Annotated in this window: 9 protein-coding genes and 1 rRNA gene; 5 read left to right on the plus strand and 5 right to left on the minus strand. The window is 37.5% G+C overall.

Translation table 11 applies throughout. From position 1 onward, the window contains the following. Positions 1-113 precede the first annotated feature (113 nt). From AOG54_RS06895 to AOG54_RS06910, 4 genes are all read left to right on the plus strand, one after another. Complete coding sequence (locus AOG54_RS06895) at positions 114-569, plus strand: peptidylprolyl isomerase (protein ID WP_048102086.1); 456 nt, start codon at positions 114-116, stop codon at positions 567-569. Between the two features lie 62 nt (positions 570-631). Then, positions 632-982 carry a hypothetical protein gene (locus tag AOG54_RS06900; RefSeq protein WP_054964362.1) on the plus strand — a complete coding sequence of 117 codons (351 nt, stop codon included), beginning with the start codon at positions 632-634 and terminating at the stop codon, positions 980-982. Beyond that, positions 982-1,218: a hypothetical protein gene (locus AOG54_RS06905; RefSeq protein WP_048102084.1), complete on the plus strand. Its 237-nt coding sequence runs from the start codon at positions 982-984 to the stop codon at positions 1,216-1,218. The genes AOG54_RS06900 and AOG54_RS06905 overlap by 1 nt, the downstream gene beginning before the upstream one ends. After that, a complete protein-coding gene (locus AOG54_RS06910; RefSeq protein WP_052656830.1) occupies positions 1,187-3,085 on the plus strand; it encodes a type B DNA-directed DNA polymerase in 1,899 nt (632 codons plus the stop codon). The genes AOG54_RS06905 and AOG54_RS06910 overlap by 32 nt, the downstream gene beginning before the upstream one ends. On the opposite strand, the gene AOG54_RS06915 is transcribed toward AOG54_RS06910, so the two are convergent. The 4 genes from AOG54_RS06915 to AOG54_RS06930 are packed head-to-tail and all read right to left on the minus strand — an operon-like array spanning position 3,068 to position 6,720. Continuing rightward, positions 3,068-4,156: a Cdc6/Cdc18 family protein gene (locus tag AOG54_RS06915; RefSeq protein WP_048102189.1), complete on the minus strand. Its 1,089-nt coding sequence runs from the start codon at positions 4,154-4,156 to the stop codon at positions 3,068-3,070. The genes AOG54_RS06910 and AOG54_RS06915 overlap by 18 nt on opposite strands. 52 nt (positions 4,157-4,208) lie before the next feature. Then, positions 4,209-5,714, minus strand: a complete 1,506-nt coding sequence (lysS, locus tag AOG54_RS06920; RefSeq protein ID WP_052656827.1) for a lysine--tRNA ligase — start codon at positions 5,712-5,714, stop codon at positions 4,209-4,211. Between the two features lie 2 nt (positions 5,715-5,716). After that, a complete protein-coding gene (locus AOG54_RS06925; RefSeq protein ID WP_048102082.1) occupies positions 5,717-6,298 on the minus strand; it encodes an orotate phosphoribosyltransferase-like protein in 582 nt (193 codons plus the stop codon). Continuing rightward, the gene (locus AOG54_RS06930) at positions 6,295-6,720 is read right to left on the minus strand and encodes an HIT family protein (protein ID WP_048102081.1); all 426 of its coding nucleotides are present in this window, start codon (positions 6,718-6,720) and stop codon (positions 6,295-6,297) included. The genes AOG54_RS06925 and AOG54_RS06930 overlap by 4 nt, the downstream gene beginning before the upstream one ends. A gap of 106 nt (positions 6,721-6,826) precedes the next feature. Here AOG54_RS06930 and AOG54_RS06935 point away from each other — a divergent pair, with 106 nt between their 5' ends. Further along, positions 6,827-7,729 carry a ribokinase gene (locus AOG54_RS06935; protein WP_048102080.1) on the plus strand — a complete coding sequence of 301 codons (903 nt, stop codon included), beginning with the start codon at positions 6,827-6,829 and terminating at the stop codon, positions 7,727-7,729. Between the two features lie 71 nt (positions 7,730-7,800). Here AOG54_RS06935 and AOG54_RS09560 read toward each other — a convergent pair. Next, positions 7,801-10,708 (minus strand): 23S ribosomal RNA (locus tag AOG54_RS09560). Positions 10,709-10,986: the final 278 nt, after the last annotated feature.

Below are 10,986 nucleotides of genomic sequence, written 5' to 3' on the forward strand. Positions count from 1 at the left end.
TAATTTTTTATTTTTATATTAATATTTGATATCACTATTAATAGATTATTACTATTATGGATATCCGGTAATTTAAATAAAAAAGTATATTATTCCATACATTATTATGAAGCATGACAAATGTAATATTAAGTACAACAATGGGTGATATAGAAATAGAACTATTTGATAATGATATGCCCATAACAGCAGGCAATTTTAAAAAACTTGTTGAGAAGGGATTTTATAACAACACCATTTTTCACAGGGTAATAGCAGATTTTATGATTCAGGGTGGCGACCCCACAGGAACTGGAATGGGTGGTCCAGGCTATACAATAAAGGATGAATTCACAAAAAATAATAGAAACGATAGGGGAACAATTGCAATGGCAAATGCGGGGCCAAACACAGGGGGAAGCCAGTTTTTTATAAACACAGTAAATAACAATTATCTGGATAAAATGCATCCAGTATTTGGAAGGGTTGTAAAGGGTATGGATGTTGTTGATAAGATAAGCAGGGTTAAAACAGACAGAAATGACAGACCACTGCAGGACGTTATCATTAAAAAGGCGTATATTAAATAACTCATTTTCTCATTTTTTAATAGTTATAAAAATATTTTTTTGCTGGATTTATATTAAAATGTATGGGTTTTTTAAGGATAATAAAAACAGATAGGAGCAGTATAAACTCACTGCTAAGCAGATATAAAATTGGAAAAATACTTATTTCCGATGGGATTATTCTTGATAAAACCGTTTTAAATTATGATGTAAAAATACAGAGAATATTAACACCATACCAGCTTGAGAATATACTTATAAACAGCCATGAGGGATCTTTTTTAATTGTAATATCAACCATAACCCTGGAATCATGGGATACAATGGAGCTTTCAGTGGTTTCTGATCTTATTAGAAGAATGGTTGCTTATGGTAATGACATTGTTATCAACCTTGCTGGCCCTGAAACACTAAACTGTGAGATGATCCAATAATGGGAAGGAATACAATGTCATCAAGAGAATATATAAAATACCTTGAGAATGATATATTGTTAATGTCCGGCCATATGAGGCGTGAGGATATAATAGTATTGAAGAAAATACTATCATTCGCAGAAAAGCATTCAAATGAGATAGAGAACAGAGACCAATTTTTTTTCTCCATTTTGATTGAGATTTATAAAGAGGCGGTTGAAAATGGAGATAATAGTAAACGCCACTGGTTCTGATTACATAAATCTCTGGTATCTTTCAGGAAATAAAATTACAAAAAGACAGATAAAAAATCATTCATGGATTTTTGTTTCAGGCAATTATTATGATATGTCCATGCTTGAGAGGAGCCTTGACTTTTCAAACCTTGTTTATGAGCATACAAAAATGCGGGACATATATGGATATTTAGATGGAATCAAAATATTCATGAGGCCATCACAGATTAATTATATTGCGAAAAAAATAGAGAATTCCTTTGGGTATAAAATTAAAATATACAATGCTGATATAAATCCTGTTTTAAGGTTTATGGCGTTAAACAGGCTATCGTTTTTTAAAATAAGATCCTTATACGATTATGATCCGGATATCAAAACTGCTGAAATTTATGCCTTTATCAAAAATAATGATGTATCCTATATTACAATAAATGGGAAAAAATACGAAAAAAACATATACGAGGAGTTATACAATGCCATAGATGATGGTTTAATAATAATCTATAACAACTATTATGGGGAATTCTCAATATTATTAAATAACATGTTTAAGCATGGCTACGCTATTGAATATAAGACCCACAGGGCCAGAAGTTTTGAATCGTATGGCAGGCACTCATACATGCCAAAAACAATCTCAATAAATAATAAGATATGCATAGATTCAAATTCGTTTATATTTCAGGAATCTGGGATAACAGGAATAGTAGAACTTTCCAGACTGTCCCTGCTTCCGCCTGAAACAGTATCGGTGGTAACTCCTGGAACTGTTGTTTCATCTATAGAGGAAAAGGAGGCGTTGCAAAGGAAAATCCTTATACCGTTCAGGAAGACTGATTATGAAAAACCAAAAACACCGGGTGAATTTTTTGAGGCTGATTCTGGTGGTATTGTTTTTACACCTGACCCTGGAATTTATAAAAATGTTTATGAAATTGACTTTTCCTCCATGTATCCTAGTATAATGGTAAATTATAATTTATCTCCGGAAAATCTTTCTTCAGCTGGCATGGGGCATCTGGCAATGTTTCTAAGAAGATTGCTTGAAACAAGGTTGTTTTATAAAGGCATAAGGGAAAGGTCAGATATATATATGAAAAGGGATATGGCCTTAAAATCTCTACTTTTAAATTCGTTTGGATACACTGGATATAAAAATGCAAAATTTGGAAGGATAGATGTTCATGAAAAAATAACATCAATTGGGCGCAGTATAATTATGAATTCCATTAGAATTGCTGAAAAAAATGGATTTAATTTTATACACGGTGTTGTGGATTCTATGTGGATTTATGGAGATGGGGACATACAAAAGACCATCAATGAAATCTATGAGAGGACAAGAATACCAATAGTTATAGATTCACATTATAAATGGATAGCATTTTTGCCAAAGAATAATGGCATTGGATCGGCAAACAGCTATATTGGTTATAAATATGATGGCACATTTAAGGTAAGGGGCATAGAGATGAGAAGGAAAAATATACCAGAGTTTATAAAAAAATTTCAGGAAAATGCATTAAATGAAATTAAATGCGATTTTGAACAAATAAGTTTTAGAAGGGAAAAAATCGATAAAATTAAAAGGTATTATTTAAATAAAATTAGCAGTTTTAAAGTTGATGACTTTAAAATAAAATTTACCATAAGCAGGCATATTAATGAATACAAAGTAAGAAATGGAACATATTACCTTATGAAATATCTTGATGGCCATATTAATATTTACCCGGGCATGTCGGTTGATGGAATAATTATTGATAAAAGGCACGGTATAATAAGACCGGATGCAGAAAACATTGACAGGGATTATTATAAAAGGATGCTTATAAGATCATTTAAACCGATTGATTTTATACTTTTAAATTCTGGAAAGTAGATCCTCAATTTTTTTTGAAAGCATTGATACAGGTGCATCAGTCACTGTAATATTCTTAACAACGCCTGATTTATTGCCATGGCTTACCAGCCTTGATGAAATAATATCAAGTTCTTCCAGTTTTTTAATTATACTGTAAATTATTGATTTGCCTATCTTAATATTGTATATTTCACTGTTAACCGCAGTTTCCTTTTTAATTCTTTCTATGTTTGTAAACTGCGATTTCTCAAGAAGGTTGCATATTGATAATAAAACAATTAAATCCTTTTTTCCAAGCATGGAAAGCCTGCTCTCTGTAATATATGGATTTATTATTGATACCGCAAAACGAACGTCGTCCGCACTTATTATTGTTGAGGATCTGTATTCTGCCATATATGCTGCCTTCTGAAGAAGCTCAATTGCATATCTTGCACTTCCAAATTTCGATGAAATTTCAGAGATAAAATCAAGTATTTCAATGCTGCATGACCCGGGAACTAGGGATTTAACTGATCTATCCCTTATAATGTCTAATATCTCAGGTTTTGTATATTTATTGAATGGGAGCTCAATAACCGTACCATAGCGCCTCTCAAGGTATAATACTGGGTTTTCCATGGATATAATAATTATGCTAAGATTTATATTATAAATTTCCTTTGATCTTAAAAGGTTGTATATGCCATCACGATCATTTCTAATGAGGCCGGATGCCTCGTCTATTGCGAGTATAATACCATTACTGGCATAGCTGGATGATTTCATAAGGTAAAATATATCATTATATGACATACCCTTATATGCTGTTGGCCTACCAAGCCTCAACAGAACGTGCTCAAGCAGCTGCCTGACATTCTGGTAGGATGCAGCATTTTCATAGATTAATGACGGAGTGGATTTCATTATAAATTTTATTGTTGATGTTTTTCCAGTTCCTGATGGGCCATAAATCACCATGTTTGTGGATATTTTACTTTTTGATGGCTGTATTAATGCTGATGTTATTGCTTTTATATGATCATCCCTGAAGAACATTCGGTCAGGCACATATGATAAATCAAGTGGATCAGGGTTTATAACTATCATTGGCCATAAAATCATAATGAATTAATAAATATTCTTAATTATTATAATAAAATCACAAAAGGTCTTTTATTCTAGATATAACATAGTTTCTGTCAAGATTGGCAAGAAAATAACCAAGCCTTGGACCGCGCTCGCGATCTATAAAGACACGGTAAAACAGTGAAAAGCCATCCTTGGGCGGTATTTTATTTCTTCCTATAATATCGTATATTACATTGTGTATATTTTCAGATGTCCATTCAATTCCAGAAACACTGTTTAGAAACTCAGAAAGTATTGTTTTTTCCTTTTCTGAAAGGTCAATATGTTTAGTGGATAGTGAAAATTTTATATTATCAGGTGCGTATTTATCCAGCCAGTATTTTGCTGTTTCTATTTCATCGCGCAGGGCCTGATCGATATATTCTTTATTATAACCGCTGCGCCTGAGTGCCTCAAGAAGGCTTGTATCGTCCTTATATATCTGTATTAGGTTAACTATATGCCTGAAGTTAATTTTCTCAGGTGCGTTTAAAATCTTAATTCTAGACATTTCATATATCCTTTTGTAATTCTCATTGTTTGGTTTTTCAAGACCAAAATAGGCATTCTCTATTTTTTCATAATCGTCTATGAGATTTAAGAGGCCAAGGCCGGGATCAAAATCTATGTGCCTTGAGGGGTCATTTTTGGCTATTAAAAATCTTAGTATCTCAGGAGGAGCGAATTTTACGACCTCAGAGGCTGGTATTGATATTCCGGTGGATGAGTGCATGACCCCAACGCCCTTTAATAGTATGCGTTCATACATAAGTGGTACAGGTGGATTAATATGAAATACCTGCCTGGCGATCTCCTTTCCTGTATCGTATGATCCGCCTGCTGCAGCATGATCCTTGCCAAAAGGCTCTATTGTTACACCAAGTGAGTACCATTTTGCAGGCCATTCAACGCGCCATGGCATTTTGCCATCGTCTGTCCGTATATCTGATGTGCCCTCATTTCCACAGTACTCGCATTTATAATGGACATATGGATATTCGTAGGAAATAACGTGTGATGAGTTTATTTTTCCACATTTTGAACATCTGGGCTCATATGGATACCATGATTCATCAAGGTCATAACCTGCTATTTCATGCATTATTTTTCTTATAGTTTCCCTGTTTTTTATGGCAGTATCTATGGCATCTGCAAGCTTTCCTGTCTTATAAAGGCCTGTAGTGCTTATGACCTCAACATTAACATTAATTTTCTGCAGTGTTTCAAGGAAGGGTTTAAGGAAATAATCTGAATACTTTCCATTTCCATCAGGTGATGGTATATAGCTTAATGGAACCCCAACATACTTTGCATAGGATGAATCAAGAAATGGATAAACCTTTCTCAGGGGATCAAGGTCATCGCATAAATATATAAACCTTGATTTCAGGCCCCTGTCCAGTGATGCTTTATATAAAATATCCCCGGTTATTATTTCCCTCATGTTTCCAACGTGTATTGGGCCCGAGGGGGAAATACCTGTTGATACCAGCTGATCTCCGGTTAAATTGCTAACAACTGAGTCTGCCCAGTACAATTTTATCCCACCATTGTAGTTCTTATTACTGACCTTATTCTTGTTCCTGAGATTTCATCAATATTTAGCTTTGAGACAAGAACCACGCATAAAAGCACCTGGCCACCCTGATTTTTTATATCGTTTATTGTATTTTTCATTGTTTCCCCGGTGCTTATAACATCATCTATTACAACAATTTTTTTGCCCTTAACACCGGCGAAATTGCTGCTGAATAAACCCTCCTTGCCGGATGGATGCGGCCTGTAAACCATTAATTCCTTTCCAAGAATGTCTGAAACAAATGTTGCAAATGGGATGCCATTAATTGTGATACCAAGCACTGAGTCTAAATCATCTATGTTAATCTCCTCACTTATTATATCGGCCATTATTTCGGCTATATGGCCTATTCTGCTTCCGTAAACACCTATGCTGCGCCATCCAATTTTAACATCCTGTATCTTGGTCTCTCCAATGTTTTTACTGAGCAACCATGATATTGTATTAACCGATAAATGCAATTCTGTTGAGATTTCCTTATCGGACATGCCCTTATTCTTTAATTCTATGGCCCTTTTATATAATTCCTCTAAACTTTTCATATTTTTACCTCCTTTAGGGCGGATCTTATTTTCTCTGCTATTATCTCCAGATCCGCCATGTCCACTACCTCCCTCTCCCAGTTTATACGCTTTCTGTAATACCTTGGTATTATGTGTGTATGGTAATGCATTACAACCTGATTGGCAACCCTGCCATTATTCTGACCTATGTTTATACCATCACATTTCAATGCATTTTTTATTGCTATTGCTATTTTCTTTACAGTTAATTGTATTTTTATATATATCTCTTTATCTATATCAAAAATATTCTCATAATGTTCCCTTGGAATTACCAAAACATGCCCCTCCTCAATTGGTGCATTGTCCATAAATGCAAGAACATATTCATCCTCATAAACAAAGGCAGCCTTACCGTTTCTAATGATTTCCCTGCAAAAGACACATGTTTCATCATACATTTATGGGGTATATATAGTGTAAGTAAAAATATTTTCTTTTTATTCCTAAAATGGGTTTTATTATAGTATATAATAAAGCATTTATTTATATTAATTATTTAGAAAGATGAACAGGGTATTCGTTATAGGTAGTATAAATGTTGACATTTTGATGCTGTCTGATCACCTTCCTGAGCCAGGAGAGACAATTAAGGCTGGCAGTTTTTATGTTTATCCGGGTGGGAAGGGTGCAAATCAGGCAATTTCATCTGCACGCATGGGTGCCAATACAACACTCATTGGAAAAATAGGCAATGACTATTTTGGCAGCCTTATTAAGGATTTTATAGGTAAGGAAAATCTTAATTCAATTATAATGTATGGCCAGAAAACCGGAATGGCATTTATAAATGTTGATAAAAATGGAAAAAATATGATATCTGTATTTTCCGGTGCAAACAATGATTTAAGGGAGGAAGATTTAAAGGATATTAAAATAGATAATTCAATAATAATGCTTCAGCAGGAGATACCAATGGATACAATTGAGTATGTAATTAAAACATATGGTCGTAATAATTTAATAATAACAGATCCAAGCCCTATTAATGAGATAAACGATTTTGTTCTTTCAGGGAGTGATTATATAACACCAAATGAGGTTGAGGCATCAAAGCTATCAGGTATGCATATAAATTCCAGGGAGGATGCATTTAAGGCCTCTGAAATATTATACAAGAAATATCAAACAAACATAATAATAAAGCTCGGGTCATATGGTTCATTGTTAAATAATGGAAATGAAATAAGATATTTTAAGCCGAGCACCGTTAATGCAAGGGATACAACAGGTGCTGGAGACTGCTTCAACGGTGCATTTGCTGCAATGTTAACAAAAACATCTGATGTAAATAAAAGTATTGAAATAGCAAATATGGCGGCAGCACTATCTGTGACAGAGTACGGTGCATTTCCATCATTTCCATATTTAAATGACGTTAAAACAAAATTTAATTTAAATATAAATTAAGTGTATTAATTAAAATTTTAAAAAATAAAGACCAATAATAAATGGCGGGTATACCGGATAATCAATTAGCATAGATTGTGTTTTCGACCTATTAGTGGCCGTGGACTTAATATCTCGCAAAAGCTTGATACTTATATCCCGGCTCTATCAACCTCTTCTTTTAAGAGTGGTCTCAAACAACGTCTATTTTCAGGGGCGACTTCAAGCTTAGATGCTTTCAGCTTTTATTCGCGTATGGCGTGGCTACTCGGCAACTGCCCTGTCGGACAACCGATAAACTAGAGGCCACGAACCCCCGTTCCTCTCGTACTAAAGGCTCCTTCCCTTCAGACGTTGTGCACTCCCACAGAGAAGCAACCCTACTGTCTCGCGACGTAGTGAACCCATCTCAGGATCCCTTTTAATGGGCGAACAGCCCCACCCTTGGTGTCTTATGCAGCACCAGGATAGGAACAGACGACATCGAAGTAGCAAACCCTCGGGTCGATGTGTACTCTTGCCGAGGACAACTCAGTTATCCCTGGGGTAACTTCTCTCTTATCACCTGCCCTCATAAAGAGGGGACAAGGTGGTTCGCTAAGCCCTGCTTTCGCATCTGCGTTCCCTATTGGCTGGAACACAGTCAAACTAGCTTTTGCCTTTATACTCTACGGAGGATTTCTGACCCTCCTGAGCTAATCTTTGGAGGCCTCTGTTGTCTTGTTAGAGGCGTGGCGCCCCACCCAAACTGCCTACCAATAGTTGTCCCTTTTTTAAGGTTAGTGACGCAACTTTCAAAGGGAAGTGTTTCATCGTCGTCTCCATTCCGGCCACAACCGGAACTTCTAAGACTCCTTCCTACCCTACGCATTGAGAGTCGCGTCACAGCTACAGGCTGCAGTAAAGCTCCACGGGGACTTCGCTTTCATGTGGGAGAGACTGGATTGTGCACCAGTACATTAATTTCACGGGGCTGAATGTGGGGACAGTGGGACTCTCGTTGAACCTTCATGCGAGCCGCCAATTAAGCGGCTAGGTATTACGCTACCTTGAGAGGGTCATAGTTACCCCCGCCGTTTATTGGCCCTTCTTCTCCTTGAACGGAGCTTTCAGGTACCAACACTGGGCAGGTTTCGACCACTATACACATCCTTACGAACTAGCAGTGGTCTGTGTTTTTGGTAAACAGTCGGGGTCCCCTTGCCACTGCGACCTATCCTCTTTCTGGATAGGCATCCCTTCTACCTAAGATACGGGACTATTTGGCCGAGTTCCCTCACATCCATTATTCCCAAACGCCTTAGACTTCTCATCTAGGGGCACCTGTGTCGGTTCTTGGTACGAACTCAGGCTTGACCCATATAAGTTTTTCATGGACTCCGGGACTTGCAGAAATTCCCATAAGGGAACCGACATTTTTTCACGGACTTCTCGTCATTACAACTCTCCATCCGCTTATTAATGCCAATGTGTAGACAGGCACACTTCTGCTATCCCAAAGCTAACATATATGGCAAAACACCTGAGGCACTGGAATATTAACCAGTTTCCCTTTCGATCACTTCCTGTTAGGGGTGACCTTAGGATCGGCTAACCCTCGGCTGACGAACATTGCCAAGGAACCTTTGCCCTTTCGGCGGAGTGGATTTTCACCACTCTATTCTGCTACTTTTACCAGGATCCACGATACTGTACGGTCCATACCTCCTCTCGAAGATACTTCTATCCATACAGCACGCCCCCCTACCACATCACCTTTCGGTGGTCTAATGTATCGGTAATTGACTTTAGCCTCGTCCATCTTGGAGGCATATAACCTCGGTGAGTGAGCTGTTACGCACTCTTTAAAGGATAGCTGCTTCTAAGCTAACCTCCCCACTGTCTTGGGTCATAAACCTCTTTAAATCGCACTTAGTCAATTTTAGAGACCTTAACATTAGTCTCGGTTGTTTCCGTCACGTGCATAAAGCTTATCCCTATGCACTAGCACCCAGCATCTACGATTCTTGCAAGTTCGGAGTTTGACAAGGTGGCGCAACCTTTCGGTTGCTAACCACCCAATCGGTCGCTCTACCTCACAAGATATCTCCGCTGAGGTCTACCTGCGGGTAGTATTGGGGGGAACCCGCTATTGCCACTCTAGATTAGCCTTTAACCCCTATACCCAAGTCATCCAAACGATTTGCACATCAGAACTGGTTCGGTCCTCCACCTAGCTTTCGCTAAGCTTCAACCTGCTCAGGTATAGATCGAGCGGCTTCGGGTCTGCCACAGCTGACTAAACGCATTTGTTACGCTACTCCTCCCTTACGGTGCGAGTAATCGCTTTCGCTACGGTTTCTTCTTTTAGAATTAACCTTGCCAGCCATCGCAACTCCCTGGCCCGTTCTTCAACACGGACTATAGAACACTGGTCACTCTTTCGAGATCATTCCTTTTATGCCCTATAAAGTTTTCACTGCTTGGTTTCAGGCTCTTTTCACAGCCCTTCCGGGTTGCTTTTCAGTTTTCCCTCACGGTACTTCTTTGCTATCGGACTTGAGTTATATTTAGGGTTGGATGTTTATGCCACCCGCATTCCCACGCGAATAACGACGCATGGTACTCAGGATACCTTTCCTCATAGCTTCTCTAATTACTTTCACGGGGCTATCACCCTCTATGGCAAAGCTTTCCAGCTTTTTAAAATTCTTAGAGTAGGCATTGGGAAAGGTCCATACTCCACATCTCTTTCTCTTTTCAGAGAAGATTCGGTTTGCCCTTTACCGCTTTCGATCGCCTTTACTCACGGTATCTCGATTGATTTCTTTTCCTCCCGGTACTAAGATGTTTCAATTCCCGGGGTTCCCTCTCCTTTCGGAGTGAAAATACAGGAAGTCCCATTCGGAGATCCTTGGATCTATGGCTCCATGCGCCTCCCCAAGGCTTATCGCAGCTTGGCACGTCCTTCATCGGTACTCAAACCAAACCATCCCCCAAGCAGTTTTGATACACAATCTATCTTGCTTGTATTATCCGGTATCATTGGTTATAAAATAACCTCGCCCTTCCCTATTAATATTACATTAATAGGTGCATGTTTTATTGGTATACATTGTATTACTTTCAACGATATAAATATTTTGATAAAAAAGTAGGTGAAATTTATGGGGCCTGGGCGCTGTTATTTAACCATATAAAAAACAATAGGGCTAAAAACGACTTTTTTCTGACTTTACCTTAAAAAATTGGCATAAATTGTGTCAAATCCCATAACATACAATGCATCGGTTATATAA

Source organism: Acidiplasma aeolicum, assembly GCF_001402945.1.
Taxonomy (GTDB): domain Archaea; phylum Thermoplasmatota; class Thermoplasmata; order Thermoplasmatales; family Thermoplasmataceae; genus Acidiplasma; species Acidiplasma aeolicum.

Coding starts and splice junctions, on each gene's coding strand:
- AOG54_RS06905 (WP_048102084.1), top strand. CDS start 982: ATGGGAAGGAATACAATGTCATCAAGAGAATATATAAAATACCTTGAG.
- AOG54_RS06925 (WP_048102082.1), bottom strand. CDS start 6,298: ATGAAAAGTTTAGAGGAATTATATAAAAGGGCCATAGAATTAAAGAAT.
- AOG54_RS06915 (WP_048102189.1), bottom strand. CDS start 4,156: ATGATAGTTATAAACCCTGATCCACTTGATTTATCATATGTGCCTGAC.
- AOG54_RS06935 (WP_048102080.1), top strand. CDS start 6,827: ATGAACAGGGTATTCGTTATAGGTAGTATAAATGTTGACATTTTGATG.
- AOG54_RS06900 (WP_054964362.1), top strand. CDS start 632: ATGGGTTTTTTAAGGATAATAAAAACAGATAGGAGCAGTATAAACTCA.
- AOG54_RS06930 (WP_048102081.1), bottom strand. CDS start 6,720: ATGTATGATGAAACATGTGTCTTTTGCAGGGAAATCATTAGAAACGGT.
- AOG54_RS06910 (WP_052656830.1), top strand. CDS start 1,187: ATGGAGATAATAGTAAACGCCACTGGTTCTGATTACATAAATCTCTGG.
- AOG54_RS06895 (WP_048102086.1), top strand. CDS start 114: ATGACAAATGTAATATTAAGTACAACAATGGGTGATATAGAAATAGAA.